Source organism: Yersinia mollaretii ATCC 43969 (genome assembly GCF_013282725.1).
Lineage (GTDB): Bacteria > Pseudomonadota > Gammaproteobacteria > Enterobacterales > Enterobacteriaceae > Yersinia > Yersinia mollaretii.
This window is the reverse complement of sequence record NZ_CP054043.1, coordinates 3,209,537-3,228,405: the sequence shown is the minus strand read 5'-3', so window position 1 is coordinate 3,228,405 and position 18,869 is coordinate 3,209,537. Positions and strand designations below refer to the sequence as shown.

Here is an 18,869-nt window from a genome sequence, read left to right as displayed (position 1 = left end):
TACATCGATTTTTACTCTATTTTCCCTGCACAACCTTTTTAAAAAAACTGTAAACTAGCCTGTCAGCGTTATGAAATACCTGTAAAATAACATTCGTCACTATAAACCACTAAAAATGTAAGGTTAAAACCTGATAGTGAAAATCACTGATTTCACCCTAGGCTACTACAAAGGGTGATAGGTAACTGTTGCGGTATCAAATTGATACGGCCAACACCAGTCGTACCCAAATTAACAGCGCCCTGTGATGGCATGACTTTATGTAGGCACATCATCCCGCCACGGAGCGCTTATGCTTAATACAAATATTCTTAGCTGCCCTGCGATAAGAATAACAAGATGCGTTGTGAAGGAGTTTTAACGTGATTAGCGTTTTTGATATGTTCAAAATTGGTATCGGCCCATCCAGCTCTCATACCGTTGGGCCAATGAAAGCCGGCAAAGAATTTACTGATTTGCTGGTGACTCAAGGGCTGATGCCCTCTGTCACACGCGTCGCTGTAGATGTTTACGGTTCATTATCACTGACCGGAAAAGGCCACCACACTGACATCGCGATTATTATGGGGTTGGCGGGTAATATGCCCGACACTGTGGATATTGATGGCATTCCAGCGTTTATCCGTGATGTTGAATTACGCCAGAAACTGATGCTGGCCAATGGGTTGCATGAAGTGGATTTCCCTCGCGAGGGCGGTATGGTGTTCCGCAGTGATAATCTGCCGCTGCACGAAAATGGAATGCAAATTCACGCCTTTGCCGGTGATGAGAAAGTCCTGAGCAAAACCTATTACTCCATCGGCGGTGGTTTCATCGTTGATGAAGAGCATTTTGGCAAAGCGGCAGTCAATGCCGTCAGCGTGCCCTATCCGTTTAATTCTGCGGAAGAAATTCTGGCTAACTGTGAGCAAACCGGCATGTCCATCTCTGGGATGGTGATGCAGAATGAGCTGGCAATGCACAGTAAAGAAGAGATAGAAGCTTATTTCACCGCCATTTGGCAGACCATGCGCGCCTGTATTGATCGTGGCCTGAATACCGAGGGCGTGTTACCTGGCCCATTGCGTGTGCCGCGCCGTGCTTCTGCACTGCGCCGCCTGCTGGTCTCTTCCGATAAACTGTCCCATGATCCGATGAACGTCATTGATTGGGTCAATATGTACGCGCTGGCAGTTAACGAAGAGAATGCGGCGGGAGGACGTGTTGTCACGGCCCCCACCAACGGCGCATGTGGCATCGTCCCAGCGGTACTGGCCTATTACGATCACTTTATCGAGCCGGTGACCCCAGAAATCTTTATCCGCTACTTCCTCTCCTCTGGAGCTGTCGGGATTTTGTATAAGATGAATGCCTCTATTTCCGGTGCTGAAGTGGGCTGTCAGGGCGAAGTCGGGGTTGCCTGTTCCATGGCTGCTGCGGGTTTGGCTGAGTTACTGGGTGCCAGCCCGATTCAGGTCTGCATCGCCGCAGAGATTGGCATGGAGCACAATCTGGGGCTGACTTGCGACCCAGTTGCGGGGCAAGTACAAGTGCCTTGCATTGAGCGTAATGCGATTGCCTCGGTAAAAGCGATTAACTCGGCACGGATGGCGATGCGCCGTACCAGCGAACCGCGCGTCTCACTGGATAAAGTGATCGAGACCATGTTTGAGACCGGCAAAGATATGAATGCAAAATACCGCGAAACCTCCCGTGGTGGTCTGGCAATTAAAGTGCAGTGTAATTAACTTCGTTAATTGATAGCATCACGATCAACAAGGGGAGCCGAGGCTCCCCTTTTTTACGCCGTCAGAAATAGCTACTCTTCCAGCTCATTATTCAGCTTGGTAATGCGCACTAACTCGATACGGTAGTCGGAAACCTCCATAATCTCAAAGCGCAGGTTATGCAGTTCAACCACATCGCCCACCGTTGGCATATGGCCTGAGTGAGAAAGCAGCATACCGGCAAGCGAAGCATAATCGGCAGTTGGGCTCACCAGCTCCTGACAATCCAGCGCCTGTTCCAGAGAGTGCAAATCTGCCCCCCCTTTCACCAGCCAACTATCACCATCAGTAATAATGTCCGGCGTTTCATCCTCATCCGGGAATTCACCGGCAATGGCTTCCAGCACGTCCAGCGGCGTGACTAGCCCCTGCACCACACCGAACTCGTCATTCACCACCACTAAGCGGCCTTTGGCTTTACGCAATACACCCAGCAGATTAATCACGTCCATAGTATCAGGCACCACAATCGGTGGGGTTGCCGCAGCAAACTCACAAATTGATTCGCCCCGCTCGATGGCGACTAACAAATCTTTGGCGCGCACGACGCCGATGATCTGATCGAGTGAGTCGCGGCACACCGGGAACAGGCTGTGTGGCGTATCTAATAGCTGCTCGCGGATCTCTGCTTGTGAACGATTACAGTCCACCCAAGAGATCTCAGTGCGCGGTGTCATCACACTGCGCATTGAACGGGAGGCCAGCGTCAATACGCCGCTGATCATATAGCGCTCCTCTTCAGCAAAGGCCTCGGTCGGCATTGCCTGCTGTGGATCGCCACTTTGTGGCTCCTGCTGTTGACGCCCACCCATCAAACGGATGATCGCCTCAGCGGTCCGCTGGCGTCTTGGCAAACGGGACTCATGCTTGATGAAGTTACGGCGCGCAATCTGATTAAACAGCTCAATTAGGATAGAGAAGCCAATTGCCGCGTACAGGTAGCCTTTCGGAATGTGGAAACCGAAGCCTTCAGCAATCAGGCTCAGACCAATCATCAACAAGAAGCTCAGGCACAGCACCACGACCGTTGGATGTGCGTTCACAAACTGGGTCAGTGTTTTCGATGCCAGTAGCATCACGCCCATCGCAATCACAACCGCCGTCATCATGATCGCCAGATCGTTGACCATCCCCACAGCCGTAATCACGGCATCCAGTGAGAAGACCGCATCGAGCACGACAATCTGTGCAACCACCGCCCAGAAGCTGGCATAACCGCGATTCGCACTGTCATCATGCTGGTTACCCTCCAGCCGTTCATGTAGCTCGGTGGTGGCTTTAAATAGCAGGAATAGCCCCCCCACCAGCAAAATCAGGTCTCGTCCTGAGAAGTTAAAACTGCCGACACTAAATAGCGGCGTGGTCAGCGTGACCATCCAGGAGATGACCGACAACAGCCCAAGTCGCATAATCAGCGCAAGAGACAGGCCGATGATTCTGGCTTTATCCCTTTGTTTAGGCGGAAGTTTATCGGCCAAAATGGCAATAAATACCAGGTTATCGATACCCAGAACAATTTCCAGCACCACCAGCGTCAGTAACCCTGCCCAAATTGAGGGGTCCATTAGAAATTCCATGTCAGACTCCGAAAATAAGAACACGATTCAAATGATGCGCGCCCGGCAACAGACGCAGCAAAATGCCGCTGTACGGTTGTCAGTATAGATACGCAGAAGGATCGGGTGAAATTATACGCAGCAAAAGTGCGTGATGGGATAACCAGATTTAGACCCACTGGCTGGGTATTAACGCTAAATAAACAGTAACTTCGGTGACAGTCCATAGGGAGAGCTGAGGCCCTTAACTCCTGACAATTAAAAGAGCCGTTAACTTTATCAGGATTTTTTTTATCAGCATAGTGGGATTTATTACCTAACCCATTATATTCCCCCATTTTATGTCCGCGATGTTCTGTCACGACGATGCGCCCTCCCTCATCCAATGTGTGTCATCTGCCAACATTCATACAAATCGCATAAATATTAAACACACCACACCTACTGTGATGAATGTTTTAGAGATCAAACACATCAATACTGCTCATGTATGTGTCTAATAATCGTCCAAGTAAGCGAAATCATTCATAACATGTCCCAATAAATGAGCACCGTCACATAATTTATTTTTTCACTGACTAAAATAAATCACATCCAACCTCATTGTGGTATCAACCTGAATCGATTCATTGCTGTAACGTATAAATCGCCAGCAGTGAATAGATATTGTGACTATCATAATAGATTCAATGTGTACCGAAGTGATGTTGGTGAATACGGGTATTTCTGTTACGTGCGAGAACTCAATTCTGAGTTAACAGAGGGGGTAGCGAGTGAGTATAGCTATTATCATTGGCACACATGGGGCTGCGGCAGAACAACTGCTGAAAACAGCTGAAATGATATTGGGCGAGCAAGATAACGTCGCTTATATCGATTTCGTCCCAGGTGAGAATGCCGAAACGTTGATTGAAAAATACAACGGTAAATTGACCGGATTAGAGACCAGCCAAGGTGTCTTATTCTTGGTTGATACTTGGGGTGGTAGCCCGTTTAACGCTGCCAGTCGCATTGCCGTCGATAAAGAGAACTATGAGGTCGTCACCGGGGTTAACATTCCGATGCTGGCTGAAACCTTTATGGCCCGTGATGATAACCCGTCATTTGCCGAATTGGTAAAAGTCGCGGTGGAAACAGGTCGTGAAGGCGTTAAAGCACTGAAAGCGCCTGAAGTTAAGAGTGATAAGCCCGAGACGCAACAAACTGCTCCAGCACCAAAAGCCAAGGCACCCGCTGTCGCTTTAGGTCCGAATGATCACATGAAATTCGGGCTGGTGCGTATTGATGATCGCTTAATCCATGGTCAGGTCGCCACGCGTTGGACCAAAGAAACTAACGTAAGCCGCATTATTGTGGTCAGTGATGAAGTCGCTGCTGACAAAATGCGTAGCACCTTGCTCAAACAAGTTGCCCCTCCAGGTGTCACCGCGCACGTCGTTGATGTCGAAAAAGCTATCCGCGTCTACAACAACCCGAAATATGCCAAAGATCGGGTCATGCTGTTATTTACCAACCCAACTGACGTCGTGCGTATGGTTGAGGCTGGCGTGGATATTAAGTCAGTCAATATTGGTGGTATGGCATTCCGTCAGGGTAAAACCCAGGTGAATAATGCGGTCTCCGTCGATGAAAAAGATATTGAAGCATTTAATAAGTTAAATGCGCGCGGTATTGAACTGGAAGTTCGGAAAGTCTCTTCGGATAGCCGGCTCAAAATGATGGACTTGATTAGCAAACTTAATAAATAGCTTTACTAAAAACGACGTAGCAAGGTTATGCCCTGTTCTGTTTTGGAGCACGGTTATTTTTACTCAGCTTTTTTGGTCATAGGAGAAGTACAATGGAGATCACAACTCTTCAGATTGTGCTGATATTCATAGTTGCTTGTATCGCCGGGATGGGTTCCATCCTGGATGAGTTCCAATTCCACCGTCCCCTCGTCGCCTGTACCTTAGTCGGTCTGGTGCTGGGTGATATGAAAACCGGTATTATTATCGGTGGTACTTTGGAAATGATCGCACTCGGCTGGATGAACATCGGGGCCGCAGTGGCACCTGATGCCGCTCTGGCATCGATCATCTCTACCATTCTGGTTATTGCAGGCGGTCAAGACATCGGTGCGGGTATCGCACTGGCTATTCCGCTGGCAGCGGCCGGTCAGGTATTAACCATTATCGTTCGTACTATCACTGTGGCCTTCCAACACGCCGCCGATGGAGCAGCTGAACGTGGCAGCCTTCGCGCGATAACTTGGATTCACATTTCTGCCCTGTTCTTGCAGGCGATGCGTATCGCTATCCCTGCCCTGATCGTTGCCCTGTCTGTTGGGACATCTGAAGTTCAGATGCTGCTCAGCTCGATTCCTGATGTGGTTACCAGTGGTCTGAACATCGCCGGTGGTATGATCGTCGTAGTCGGTTACGCCATGGTTATCAACATGATGCGTGCTGGCTACCTGATGCCATTCTTCTACTTAGGCTTCGTTACTGCTGCATTTACCAACTTCAACCTGGTGGCTCTGGGTGTTATTGGTGTGGTTATGGCCCTGCTTTATATCCAGCTCAGCCCGAAATACAACAAGTCTCAGGTTGTACAGTCTGGCCCGGCCAATAACGATCTTGATAACGAATTAGACTAGGAATAGGTGAGAGAAATGGTTGATACAACAACTGTGCTTGATAAAACCAGTGTTGATAAAACAACAACTGGCGAAAAGAAACTCACGCCCGCCGACATTCGCGGTGTGTTTATCCGCTCTAACCTCTTCCAAGGGTCGTGGAACTTCGAACGTATGCAGGCGCTAGGCTTCTGCTTCTCTATGGTGCCCGCGATCCGTCGCCTGTACCCAGAGAACTCGGAAGAGCGCAAACAGGCAATCAAACGCCACTTGGAATTCTTCAACACCCAACCCTTCGTTGCTGCCCCCATTCTGGGTGTGACGCTGGCGATGGAAGAGCAGAAAGCCAATGGTGCTGAGATTGACGATGCGGCCATTAACGGGATCAAAGTCGGTCTGATGGGGCCGCTGGCCGGTGTCGGTGACCCAATCTTCTGGGGGACTGTTCGCCCGGTGTTAGCGGCTCTCGGTGCCGGTATCGCGATGAGCGGTAGCTTACTTGGCCCACTGCTGTTCTTTGTGCTGTTTAACTTGGTACGTCTGCTGACCCGTTATTACGGTGTGGCCTACGGCTATAAAAAAGGCGTCAATATCGTCAGCGATATGGACGGCGGCCTGCTGCAAAAACTGACGGAAGGGGCGTCTATCCTCGGCCTGTTTGTGATGGGGGCCTTGGTGAACAAGTGGACTCACGTCAACATACCGGTGGTGGTCTCCAAGATAACCAACCAAGTTGGCGAGACCACGGTCACGACGGTGCAAACCATCTTGGATCAGTTGATGCCAGGCTTAGTCCCGCTGCTGTTGACCTTCGGGTGTATGTGGCTGTTACGCCGCAAAGTTAACGCACTGTGGATTATTATGGGCTTCTTCGCCATCGGTATCTTCGGCTACTGGATCGGCTTCCTCGCACCATAATTGAACCATTAGATTGCACTAAAACCGGGAGCATACTCCCGGTTTTCTATTTTGGGAGTTGTTGCATGTCGGTTACCGATATCATTCTCGTTGTCTTTATTGCCCTACTGCTTGCTTATGCCATCTATGATGAATTCATCATGAATATGATGAAAGGTAAAACCCGGCTACAAGTTAACCTGAAACGTAAAAGCAAAATCGACTGCGCCATCTTTGTCGGGCTGATTGCTATCCTCATTTACAATAATGTCATGGCGCAGGGTGCACCATTAACCACTTATTTATTAGTGGGTTTAGCCTTAATTGCGGTTTATATCTCTTATATCCGTTGGCCTAAACTGTTGTTTAAAAATACAGGGTTCTTCTACGCTAATGCTTTTATTGAATATAGCCGAATAAAAAGCATGAATTTATCTGAAGATGGTATCTTAGTCATAGAGTTAGAGCAGCGTAAGTTACTTATTCAAGTCAGCCAATTGGATGATTTAGAAAAAATCTATAACTTTTTCATTGAAAATCAAGCATAAAGCTTTATCCTCTGGGAAATGAATCTATTTTACTTTTGCTTAACAGATTAATTTCCCAGCAATCTCTCCCCCCCTCCTCGCCTTATTTCCACACCGTTATTGATGCTTATATACCCTACTTATAAATAAAAATCCGATAATGAAAATCATTATCAACTCCAATGGGTTGCCATATTATTTTTAGGGTTGTCGATATGAGAATTTATATGTTAAGGTTGCGCCGTTCATGGGGAGTAGCCGGTTTCTATTCGTTCTATTTTTAATAGTGCGATAAACAGAAACGCTCGTATCAACATACTCGTTTCATCTATTGAAACGTGGTGCGAGCAGCCAGGTAAGGTTGGCGAGACCATAGACACGTAGCTCCGTCGTTAGGTTGGGGGTGGGTTACGTGTATATGGAGCCGCCCGGCCGAGTTTATTTCTATGAATCTATCTGCAACACTTATTCTTGCTTTTGCTATGTCTATGGATGCATTTGCTGCATCTATTGGTAAAGGTGCGAGCCTGCACAAACCCCGTTTTAGAGAAGCCCTGCGTACCGGCCTGATATTTGGCGTAATAGAAGCTATTACCCCACTGATTGGTTGGTGTATCGGCCTGTTCGCCAGTCAATATATTCTGGAGTGGGATCACTGGATTGCTTTCAGCCTGCTGTTTATTCTGGGTTGCCGCATGATTTTTGAAGGTGCGAAGAAGCAAGTCGAAGAAACCGAAAAAATGCGCAGCCACAGTTTCTGGGTCTTGGTCATGACCGCCATTGCCACCAGTCTCGATGCCATGGCCATTGGCGTCGGCCTGGCGTTCTTGCAAGTGAACATTGTTCACACCGCAATGGCGATTGGGTTAGCCACCATGATTATGGCAACACTCGGTATGCTGATTGGTCGCTACATTGGCCCACTGTTGGGTAAACGGGCCGAAATTATGGGTGGGATGGTGCTGATTGGTATCGGCTTTAATATTCTGTATGAGCATATTTATCGTCTTGCCTGATCAGGCGTGGCTCTTTTATTCTCACCGTGAAATAAAGTCAGCATAAAAAAAGAAACCCCGCACTCTTCAAGAGAGGCGGGGTTTAAGGTTTTTGACAAAGGGCCAGCGGCGGAGAGAACAGGCGGATCGTAAAGACGCCGTATTCCCTTTGTAAAAATAAGCGTCCCTGGAGGCTCGAGCCGCGCCATCCCTGGCGCGGACGCTTTACTCTTCCGCCTGTCCTCACCGTTCCTGATCGAGTCTCAGCCTTTTTATTGAGCAGATGTCGAATATCTAACTTAGCATCAGAAGTCCATTGAAACAGACAGTTTCAGCTCACGTGGATTGCCTTGATACATATACGTGCCGGTGTCTTCAACCGATTCCCAATAGCGCTCGTTGGTGACGTTCTCAACATTGGCACGCCAGATCAGATTGGTCTCTTTCAGTGGCATGGTGTAGCGCACCCCCAGATCCAGACGAGTCCACGGTTTCAGTTTTAAGGTATTTTCTTGGTTAGCATATTGAGAACCAGAGCGGGTCACGGTTCCAGTCGCGGTTAACCCTTCAACCGCTTTAATATCGTACTCACCACCAAACACCAACTGATAGCGGGCAACACCCACAGCATAATTACCATTATTTTTACTGTCTTGTGCTTCGGTCAGAACTGGATCCAGCCACACAGCACTCCCTAACAGGCGAGTACCAAACACCGGTTCACCGAATACGTTCAGCTCAACACCACGGTTACGCTGTTCACCACTCAAGGTGTACATATTCGTTGCCGCATCAATCGCGCCGGCAGGTCGGGTGATTTCAAACAGCGCCAAGGTACCGCCATAGCGTTTGTTATCAAACTTCACACCCATCTCATTCTGTTTGGCATGAATAATCCCAGTAACATTACCCGCATTTGCGGTATACCAAGGTGCCACTCTGCCCGGTGACAATGCTTCAATATGGTTAGCATAGAGTGAAACGTTCTCCCACGGCTTAACCAACAGGCCATAGACAGGTGTCACTTTCATGGCATCTTGCACGTTTTTGCTATCCGCTACGCCATTGTCGAAGTTGCGAATAACCACTTCCTGACGGCGCAGACCCAGCATCAACTGCACTTTATCATCCATCGCCGATAAGGTATCAGACACTGAAATGCTGCTGGCGCGAACTTGGCTGTTGAGCGTTGGGTCCTGATTTGCACTGACATAACCCGGCAGGCTCGATGTCGGAGGGAAAGGAACCACACCCGGATTATAGATATTCGTGCCTACCGGCTCAGACATGTTGAACGCGGATTTTGCTTTACGGTAGTTAGCGGCATAACCGATATTCACTTTATGCAAAATCGGGCCAGTATCGAAATGCCCACGAACACCACCTAAACCCGCAATAGAGTCAGAGACATAAGGCACATACAGACGGCTGATGGTGGCATCACCATTATTAGCACTGGTCAGCGTCGGCGAACCGTATTGCCCAGTTTCGTCATTGTGGCTAGCACCGAGAGTGCCATACACCGTCCAGTTCTGGCTGACATCATACTCGCTGCGCAGCATACCAAAGGTGGTGGCCATGTCGGTATAGACCCACTGCTGACCATAGTTCAAAGTCGCCGCTGGCGGTTCTGGGATCACTGTTGCGCTACCAATGGCAACATCAGTCCGCATACCGTGAACCGTCTGCTTTTGATAACCGACATCCAAAGAGGTACGAGCGCGTTCACCCCGGTAATCTAAACCGGTAGAGAGTGCGGTTGTGCGCTCTTTCTGGTCATGAATAGCTGTTTCACCTTCACGGTGCAGCGCATTCACTCGCACACCGAACTGATCATTGTCCCCAAAACGGCGACCCACATCCAGCGCGCCCCCCACTTGGGAGGAAGAGGTATAATCCAAGCTAACGCGAGTCAGTGGGGTATCACTGGCGCGTTTAGGTTCCAGATTGATCATCCCACCCACACCACTGCCGCTTGGCGAGATACCATTCACAAACACGTTCGGGCCTTTAAACACTTCAACCCGCTCAACCATGCTGGTATCAATCACCTGACGTGGCAACACACCGAACAAACCGCCGAACGAAATGTCATCGCCATCAAGGTTAAAACCACGAATGCGAAAGTTCTGTGATGCATTACCATAGCCACGCACATTCTGTACTGAAGCATCATTTCTGACCACATCAGCCAGTGTCCGCGCCTGCTGATCTTCTACCAGTTTGGAGGTGTAACCAATCACGTTAAAAGGCACATTACGGGCATCTTGCTGCCCAAGGAAGCCAATACGGCCACCATTCGCCACCTGACCATCCAGATAGGTTGGGATAAGATCATTACCGCCAGCACGGAATGTTTCCTGCGTCCCGACGACCGTGATGGTGTCCGTTTTTTTGCTCTCATCACTCTTCGCAGTATCTGCTACGGCACTGGTTTTTTTGGCGTTTTCAACCGCATTTTCCGTGGTGGTCGCGGCCCATGCCGATGCCGATAAGGTGCCGAGTGCAGCACCGATCATGACGCACAGAAGACGCGGCGCAAGCCGTTTCTGATCCGCGTGGATGGAGATTGATTGATTCATTGTGTTGATGCCCCTGAAGTTCGCAAATTTGTTAGCAATGAGAATGCTTATTATAAGGATTCAGAATTATCCTGATAACATCAGTCGATGCAAGCATTTCTGCGCTTCATGGGGAATATTTTTCGGGTGGTAAAAAAATTAGAGCAACTGTGTGAAAAGCATGATCACTCTCGGTAACGTTATTGCCCACTGATATAGAAAGAAATTAAAGTAAAATTATTCCTAAAATTGAATTTATAGAGATAAAAAATAATTAGCCTCCCCACTTAAGTCATTTCCTCCCCATCTTCCGTTCGAATTCACCCCTATTATTAGCATGGTGAACTATTATTCCTTAGCCTATATCGGCTTGGGCAAAAAATCGCTTGCAACCCCGCCACCACTGGCTTGATAGGTCAATCCAATTACTCACCTGATATTTGTGACGTCCACTTTGCTTTATTGGTGATTGATTTTAATAAAAATCTTATTACCTACTTTCTTGGGTTAGCGATAAACTAGCGCATCACTTTTGTCGTAATAACAGATTAAAGCTTCTGGCTATCGTTCTGCTCAGCCATGGCGTACTGAATAAAAATTCAAGGAAATACCGATATGGCTCTGCATCCGGCATCATTTGACGATCACATTTTCCGGCTATTAATTGAAGCCGTTGATGACTACGCCATATACATCATTGATGCTCAAGGGCATATCCTGACTTGGAACAGCGGTGCAGAGCGCAATACCGGCTACGGCGCTGAAGAGATCATTGGTCAATCTTTCGAACTGTTCTACACCCCAGAAGATTTGGCTGGGCAATTGCCCGCCAAAGGGCTACAGCACGCCAATCAGTTTGGTCATTATGAAACTCAGGGCTGGCGCGTGCGGAAAAATGGCAAACGCTTTTGGGGCAATCTCACCCTCAATGCACTGCATGACGCCGATAATAATCTGCAAGGTTTTGTGCATGTTACCCGCGATCTGACCGATAAATGGCAGCGGGAAAATGCCCTGCGCAAAAGTGAAGAGCTGTTTCGTCACCTGATCAGTGAAGTGGAAGATTATGCTATCTACATGATAGATACCCACGGACGTATTCTGACCTGGAATAAAGGCGGAGAACGCAACGAGGGGTATACCCCTGATGAAATCATTGGTGAACACTTTGCCCTGCTGTTCACTCAAGAGGATATCTCGGCGGGCCTGCCGGAAAAATCGCTCGCCAAAGCCACCGCTGAAGGTAATTTTCAGACCGAAGGTTGGCATGTGCGCAAAAATGGTATCCGCTACTGGGCGAGTGTGGCGATCAACCCGATGCATGATGACAGCGGAAAGCTATTGGGCTTTACCAAAATTGTCCGCGACCTGACTGAACGCCGCCAGCGGGAAGAGGCATTGCGCATCAGCGAAGAGCGTTTTCGCCTGATGGTCGATACCGTTGAGGACTACGCCATCTTAATGCTTGATCCTTGGGGCCGGGTCAATACTTGGAACCACGGTGCAGAACGCAATATCGGCTATGCCAGCAATGAGATCATCGCCCAGCATTTCGGCTGTTTCTTTTTGCCTGAGGATATCGCCGCCGGGCTGCCGGAAAAACTACTGAAAACCGCCGCCTCTGCGGGCCGAATCGAGCGCGAAGGTTGGCTGGTTCGCAAAGATATGACCCGTTTTTGGGCGGTCACCGTCATTACCGTGGTCCATGACCATAACGGCAAACTGCTGGGTTATGCCAAAATAATCCGTGATATGAGTGAGCGAAAACAACGCGAAGATGCCCTACGGGCCAGTGAAGTGGCCCGTTATGAAGAGCGCGAGCAGCTACATCGGGTCTTGTCATCTATTCAGGAGGGAATTATCTCTCTCGACTGTGAAGGCCGCGTTGTATTAATGAACCCTAAAGCCGAAGAGATGACGGGCCGAAGCCAGAATGAATCCTGCGGCCTGCCGATTGAAGAGGTGTTTATTTTATGGTCCCCGCTACAGGATAAAAATCATCTGGTGGCCTTCAACCAGTGCCTGAGTGAAGGGCGTCATACTTTATTGCCGGAAGGCAGTCAGTTGCTATCAAGTCAGGGTGAACGGCAGGAGATTCGCTGTTCAGCTTCGCCGATTCGCGATCGTGACAACCAACTTACTGGCGCTGTTGTGGTGTTTCAGGATGTCACACGGGCACGCCATGAACAGCGCGAGCTGCAATATCAGGCGAACCATGACATGTTGACTGGCCTGATTAATCGGCGGCGACTGGAGGAGCGGCTAACCCATGCCATCAGCCAATTGGGTGAGAATGAGCAGCACATTCTCTGTTATGTCGATTTAGATTACTTCAAGGAAGTCAATGATACCGCAGGTCATGAAGCGGGTGATATGGTGTTGCGGATGGTGGCCCAAACGATGCAACAAGCGGTGCGTGAAAACGATATTGTGGCCCGCTTAGGCGGCGATGAGTTTGCTATCGTGCTGTTTAATTGCAAGAACGCCCCAGCAACAGAGATTCTGGAGCAAGTCGTCGCTGACATTGCCGCCATCCAGTTCCATTGGCACGGTCAATCCTATGCCTTTACTGCAAGTTTAGGTGCCGTTCCTTTTAACCGCCAAATTGAGACCGCCGCGCAAGCTATGCGCCAAGCTGATATCGCCTGTTACGCAGCTAAACACGCGGGCCGCAACCGGTTATCCTTCGCCCTCTAACCGCCCTCTTCTCTTGGGGGCATTGATTGCCCCCAAGCAGGTGATATCCCATTAAAGACATAGCTTATGCAAGGTTATTTATCGCCGCCTGTCAGCAATTAGATGCCGATCAAAATATCTCTTCCTACAGTGTGATATATAAGCAATATCATCTATTCAATTGGAAAAAGAGATATGCCGTATTTCACGGTCAGTGTCGTTTTGCATAATGCAGTAGAAGGCGATTATGAGACGCTTAATAAGAAAATGACTGACGCGGGATTTACCCGCCTCATCGGCAGGGAGAAAATATATAAATTACCGGAAGGAGAATTCAATTACGGCAGTGGCACACTGAACAAACAAGAGGTGGCTGATTTAGCACTGAAAATTGCTGAAGAGATCAGGTTCATCCCCTCAATATTGGTGACTGAGTCCGGTGGGAGAACTTGGCGAAATCTAGACCTAAAATAGACTCACTGTAGTATACAAATATTATAAAAATAAAAGACTGTAAATTTGACTTAAGTTAATTTCTGACGCTACACCAGGGTATTCCAACACGGTTATCTATTAAATAATAATATCTTCCCGAGGGGAGAGAAATAGCATTGCACTATATTGTGGATTTAAATAGCTAACAGATATGGCGATAGGTTAAAGAGGTATTGCGGCCCGAACAGGATCAGGCCGACAGGCACTAGCAGAATGACTCGTCGTCATTCTCAATGGCTGAACTTTCAGCGGCGGGATCTTCGGCTTTACGTCGATGCAGTCCGATGACGAAATCTGTTTCGCAGATAAATGTCCGTCGGGCGGCCAGCTCTTGCCCAGTTTCGAGGGAAGCACGCCAAGCAAAAGGCGTCATCTGCAATAGATTAAAGCCCTGCTTGCCACTTAGTGTCATTTCATAGGCCAATGTTTCGCGACTGACCAACTCAAATCCTTCCAGCGACTCTTCGGTATCATCATGAAGCTGCACTTCAGCATAAATCAGTGCTTTTAACTGATAGAGATGGCGTGGACCCGGCGCAACCGTGACCACAATACCGCCGGGCTTCACGGTGCGCGCCAACTCAGTGGCTTTGCAAGGCGCATAAATTCGTAATACCGCATCAAGAGAGCGATTGGCAAAGGGCAGTCGGTGGCTGGAGGCCACACAGAAATTCACTTGATGATAGCGTTTAGCACCATATCGAATAGCAACTTTTGCCACATCTAACCCAAAAACAGCCAGTTGGCGCTGTCGATTAAGCTTATCGGCAACCGCTGCGGTGTAGTAACCCTCACCACAACCGATATCCAGTAACATGCCAGCATCCTGCGGTAATGCCGAATCCAGAATGTCGCAAACCCGCTGCTGTAACGGCTGATAATAGCCAGCATCGAGAAAAGCCCGCCGCGCCTGCATCATTTCAGGGCTATCGCCCGGCTGTTTCGAGCCTTTATGCTGCACCGGCATTAAGTTGACGTAACCCTCTTTGGCGCAATCAAACTGATGGTTATTGCTGCAACGCCACTGTTGCTGACTTTGTAACAAGGCTTGATGACAAAGGGGGCACTGATAAGACATGGTTGAATTCCAAATAACAGAGTATTAACCGCCAGAATTACAGGCAGACGCGGCGTTAGTCTAAAGAAGCCCTTCTAGGGTTGCAAGCCACTGTTTAGCGGGTTAATCCGCAATATTAGCTGTGCCGGGTATCACCGGTGGGAATGGCATCAGGTTCAACATTCATGGTGCGTAATATTTGACCCATAATATCGCTGAATACGGGAGCAGAAACTGCGCCACCATAGTATTTACCCCCTTGCGGATTGTTAATCACCACCACTAAAGCAAAACGGGGCTGACTGGCAGGCGCGACCCCCGCAGTATAAGCCACATATTTATCAATATACTGACCGTTTGGCCCAATCTTCTTGGCGGTCCCTGTTTTGATGGCGACCCGATATCCCCTCACTGCCGCCTTTGTCCCGCCACCACCGGGCAATGCCACACTCTCCATCATATGCTCAACCTCGCGCACCTCCCCTTCAGGAAATACCCGCTGCCCCAGCACGGGAGGATCAACCTTGGTAATCGACAGTGGCCGATAAATACCAAAACTGCCGATGGTGGCGTAAACTCGGGCCAATTGTAGCGGCGTCACCATCAAGCCATAACCGAAGGAAAACGTCGCGCGATCCAGATCACTCCAGCGCTGCCGATGCGGCATCAACCCGCTACTTTCACCGGTCAGCCCTAGCTGGGTCGGCTTCCCTAAGCCAAATAAAGAGTAGGTTTCCATCAACGCGGAGGCGGGCATCGCCAATGCCAGCCGGGATACGCCCACATCACTCGATTTCTGTAATACGCCCGTCAATGAGAGTGCGGGGTAAAAACCGACATCTTTTATTTGATGTCCGCTGAGGATGTAGGGGTGAGTATCTAGCACTGTGTCCGGCTTGACCAAATGGCGCTGTAATGCCGTCATGACAACCATTGGTTTTACCGTTGAACCCGGCTCAAAAATATCGCTTATAGCCCGATTGCGAAAATTCTCCTCCGGAGTATCAGCGCGATTATTGGGATTAAAGGTGGGATAGTTCGCCATTGCCAAAACCTCTCCGGTATTGACATCAATCACCACCGCAGAACCGGAATCAGCTTTATTGAACATTACCGCATTGGTCAGCGCATGTGAGGTTTCCGCTTGCAAGCGCTCATCAATACTCAGTTCAACCCGCTGCCCCGGATGGCTGTCCGTCGAGGAGATGTCCTCGATCACTCGGCCAAAACGATCTTTGCGCACCACTCGACTGCCCGCAGTGCCACTTAACAGCGAATTGAAACTCTTCTCAACACCTTCAATCCCCTGATCATCAATATTAGTAAAACCAACCAAGTTAGCCGCGATATCGCCAGAGGGGTAAAAGCGCCTTGATTCCACTTTGGTCGCAATGCCGGGTAACTTCAGGCGCTGAATGTATTCGGCCACATTGGGTTCAACTTGCCTGGCAAGATAGATAAAACGGGCATGAGGGATTTGCGTGATACGGCTGCTCACCTGATCCAGTGGCATGTTGAGTGCCTGCGCCAATGCTTGCCAACGTTCGGAGACACCGACGCCCCCTCTCTCCAGCACGGTTTGGGGATCAGCCCAAACTGCGGCGACCGGGACACTGACCGCCAAGGGATGCTCATTACGATCAGTAATCATACCGCGCGTATTGGGTGTCTCGACCACACGCACTGACCTCATGTCCTCCTCTTTAACCAAGGGATCAGGCTCAATAATCTGTAGCCAAGCAACGCGCGCAATCAGGCCAAAAAATGACATTAAAATAGAGCAGCACAATAAGCTGAAACGCCAGCGAATAAAATTATTACTGTCATTTTTTGGTTTAGAAATCATTGAGATCAATCCTGACTACTGGCGTGGAATAGAGCTGCCATTAGACCCTATCCACCGCACGGGTGACGCAAAAACAGTGATACAAGAGATGTTATTTTGCAACAATTCACTAACCAGCATTTAAAAGAAAAGGCGGCTGGTCAATCCATTCAAAAACGGCTTACACTGAACGGCGTACTTTCTCCTCATTAGGTCAATCCCATGACAGATTTTTCACCACAATTGAGTCGAATCACTGCTATCTGCCACGGGTTTGGCAATAAATCGGCGCTGTTATCTCACGCACTTGAACCTTATCGGGCATCACAACCCAATAAAAAACAGGTACATGGAACAAGGATTGTGGATGTGATAGCACCAGAGCAAGAGTGCGGCGAAGCTGATGGCCTCTATACCACTCAAGCCGGTATTTTATTAACGGTACTGACGGCGGATTGCCTGCCGGTTATTTTCAGTCATCGACAGGGGAAAGGCATTGCGGTGGTTCATGCAGGTTGGCGTGGGTTATTAGAGGGCATTATTTTAAAGATGATTGAACGTATTGCCCGAGATGACGACCCGGCGGATTGGGTTGCCGCTATTGGTCCGGCAGCGCGCTCCTGCTGTTATGAGGTGAATGAAGAGTTAGTTGAACAGTTTGCTAACCGATTACCACTGGCAAAAAATATTATTACTCCCCGCTTCCGCCACCTCAATTTAGCCGCTATCGCTGAACACCAATTACGCGGCGCAGGTATTCATCAAGTTGATCGCGTTGGTGGTTGTACAATATGCACGACAGTGCCTGATGAAGAGGATACGAGTCAGCATCATTTTAAGTACACCAGTTTTCGCCGCACCAGCCAACAGCAGGCGATTGACCCTACCCACCCAAGTATTAAAGGCCGCAATCAGTATTCTGGCTTAATCATTCTGCCCTAATCAACGAATTAGATGGGGTGCTCAGAAACGAAAAAACCCGCACAAAGGCGGGTTTTTAACAGCAAAAGAGCTGATTAGATTGCAGTAACGTTAACTGCAGACGGACCTTTCTGACCGTCTTGGATTTCGAACTCTACGTTCTGGCCTTCAGCCAAGGTTTTGAAACCATTACCTTGGATTGCAGAGAAGTGTACGAACACATCTTTGCTGCCGTCAGCTGGAGTGATGAAACCGAAACCTTTAGACTCGTTGAACCACTTAACTTGACCTTTGATCTTTGCCATCTTGAGTATTTCCTTTGGATTGTTTAACTCGCCCGTAGGCGTTTACATAGACAAACTAGAGTCGTTACTGCTTGAGGCACTAAGATAAGGATCGGCAGAGAAGCGGTATTCAACGCTAACGTCTTTACTCAGAACTTCTTTACTGAAAATGCCACACATATACAGAACTGTACCTCGTTTTACCCATATGCGTTATCACATACTCTGTATTCGATGGCAAGCCATTTTTAATCAAGGGTGAACCTGTCGCACATATTTGAATCTATTGCTTAGAAAGAGTGCTTAAATATGCTAAAAATTGTTGAAGGTCATCGTATTTTCTGCTCTATTTTTTTATACTGTCCCATCCCGCTTTCTGGCTAGTTTTTAACATTTAAGCTAACACTTTTTATAATATTGCTTACGTAGAGACCTCATGGTTTCCATGTTCTGTACACGATAAAAAATGTGCCGGTATAAAATTTATTAGCATTAAATATATAATAATTGAATATATGACGCCCTTGACTCAGAGACTATCCCCTCAGATTACACAACCCTTCCTACTCATATTCAGCAAGACTAACCCCTTACTTAACCTCAGGTTATACCGCAGTTCCTGATGCCTGCTAGAGAAAATGAATATCTTATTTCCCGATTTGATATTAAGTGAAAATACGAAGTGACTAGCC

General features: G+C 48.5%; 15 protein-coding genes and 1 riboswitch. Of the genes, 9 read left to right on the top strand and 6 right to left on the bottom strand.

Annotation, left to right across the window (positions count from 1 at the left end):
* The first annotated feature begins 362 nt into the window (after positions 1–362).
* Complete coding sequence (locus HRD69_RS14390) at positions 363–1,727, top strand: L-serine ammonia-lyase (RefSeq protein WP_004876004.1); 1,365 nt, start codon at positions 363–365, stop codon at positions 1,725–1,727.
* A 71-nt stretch (positions 1,728–1,798) separates the two neighbouring features.
* Here HRD69_RS14390 and HRD69_RS14385 read toward each other — a convergent pair whose 3' ends face one another.
* On the bottom strand, positions 1,799–3,343 hold the full coding sequence (locus tag HRD69_RS14385; RefSeq protein WP_032814986.1) for a TerC family protein: 1,545 nt from the start codon (positions 3,341–3,343) through the stop codon (positions 1,799–1,801).
* Positions 3,344–4,095: 752 nt separating this feature from the next.
* Here HRD69_RS14385 and manX point away from each other — a divergent pair.
* The 5 genes from manX to mntP all read left to right on the top strand — a co-directional run bounded on the left by manX (position 4,096) and on the right by mntP (position 8,379).
* Complete coding sequence (gene manX, locus HRD69_RS14380) at positions 4,096–5,070, top strand: PTS mannose transporter subunit IIAB (RefSeq protein ID WP_004876006.1); 975 nt, start codon at positions 4,096–4,098, stop codon at positions 5,068–5,070.
* A gap of 92 nt (positions 5,071–5,162) precedes the next feature.
* Positions 5,163–5,960: a PTS mannose/fructose/sorbose transporter subunit IIC gene (locus HRD69_RS14375; protein WP_032814988.1), complete on the top strand. Its 798-nt coding sequence runs from the start codon at positions 5,163–5,165 to the stop codon at positions 5,958–5,960.
* Positions 5,961–5,975: 15 nt separating this feature from the next.
* The gene (locus HRD69_RS14370) at positions 5,976–6,857 is read left to right on the top strand and encodes a PTS mannose transporter subunit IID (protein ID WP_032814990.1); all 882 of its coding nucleotides are present in this window, start codon (positions 5,976–5,978) and stop codon (positions 6,855–6,857) included.
* Positions 6,858–6,922: 65 nt separating this feature from the next.
* Complete coding sequence (locus tag HRD69_RS14365; RefSeq protein WP_004876009.1) at positions 6,923–7,384, top strand: DUF986 family protein; 462 nt, start codon at positions 6,923–6,925, stop codon at positions 7,382–7,384.
* Between the two features lie 216 nt (positions 7,385–7,600).
* Positions 7,601–7,799, top strand: a riboswitch (yybP-ykoY riboswitch).
* A 10-nt stretch (positions 7,800–7,809) separates the two neighbouring features.
* Positions 7,810–8,379, top strand: a complete 570-nt coding sequence (gene mntP, locus HRD69_RS14360; protein WP_004876010.1) for a manganese efflux pump MntP — start codon at positions 7,810–7,812, stop codon at positions 8,377–8,379.
* Positions 8,380–8,663: 284 nt separating this feature from the next.
* Here mntP and HRD69_RS14355 read toward each other — a convergent pair whose 3' ends face one another.
* Positions 8,664–10,940, bottom strand: a complete 2,277-nt coding sequence (locus tag HRD69_RS14355; RefSeq protein WP_032814910.1) for a TonB-dependent receptor — start codon at positions 10,938–10,940, stop codon at positions 8,664–8,666.
* 594 nt (positions 10,941–11,534) lie between these two features.
* Between HRD69_RS14355 and HRD69_RS14350 the strand changes: the two genes are divergently transcribed.
* Both HRD69_RS14350 and HRD69_RS14345 read left to right on the top strand, forming a co-directional pair.
* Positions 11,535–13,616 (top strand): PAS domain S-box protein, encoded by a 2,082-nt coding sequence (locus HRD69_RS14350; protein WP_004875891.1) that lies wholly within the window; start codon positions 11,535–11,537, stop codon positions 13,614–13,616.
* Positions 13,617–13,790: 174 nt separating this feature from the next.
* Positions 13,791–14,069, top strand: a complete 279-nt coding sequence (locus tag HRD69_RS14345; protein WP_004875892.1) for a hypothetical protein — start codon at positions 13,791–13,793, stop codon at positions 14,067–14,069.
* A gap of 226 nt (positions 14,070–14,295) precedes the next feature.
* On the opposite strand, the gene rlmA is transcribed toward HRD69_RS14345, so the two are convergent.
* Both rlmA and ftsI read right to left on the bottom strand, forming a co-directional pair.
* Positions 14,296–15,168 (bottom strand): 23S rRNA (guanine(745)-N(1))-methyltransferase, encoded by an 873-nt coding sequence (gene rlmA / locus HRD69_RS14340; RefSeq protein WP_032814912.1) that lies wholly within the window; start codon positions 15,166–15,168, stop codon positions 14,296–14,298.
* 115 nt (positions 15,169–15,283) lie between these two features.
* Positions 15,284–16,993, bottom strand: coding sequence for a peptidoglycan glycosyltransferase FtsI (ftsI, locus tag HRD69_RS14335; protein ID WP_004875894.1), 1,710 nt, complete (start codon positions 16,991–16,993; stop codon positions 15,284–15,286).
* A gap of 201 nt (positions 16,994–17,194) precedes the next feature.
* On the opposite strand from ftsI, the gene pgeF reads away from it, so the two are divergent.
* Positions 17,195–17,914 (top strand): peptidoglycan editing factor PgeF, encoded by a 720-nt coding sequence (pgeF, locus tag HRD69_RS14330; protein ID WP_004875895.1) that lies wholly within the window; start codon positions 17,195–17,197, stop codon positions 17,912–17,914.
* A gap of 74 nt (positions 17,915–17,988) precedes the next feature.
* Here the strand turns inward: pgeF and cspE are convergent, their stop codons facing one another.
* Positions 17,989–18,198 carry a transcription antiterminator/RNA stability regulator CspE gene (gene cspE / locus HRD69_RS14325; protein WP_002221949.1) on the bottom strand — a complete coding sequence of 70 codons (210 nt, stop codon included), beginning with the start codon at positions 18,196–18,198 and terminating at the stop codon, positions 17,989–17,991.
* Positions 18,199–18,240: 42 nt separating this feature from the next.
* Entirely contained in the window at positions 18,241–18,357 is a 117-nt protein-coding gene (locus HRD69_RS14320; RefSeq protein ID WP_002211058.1) for a DUF2627 domain-containing protein, read from the bottom strand.
* Positions 18,358–18,869: the final 512 nt, after the last annotated feature.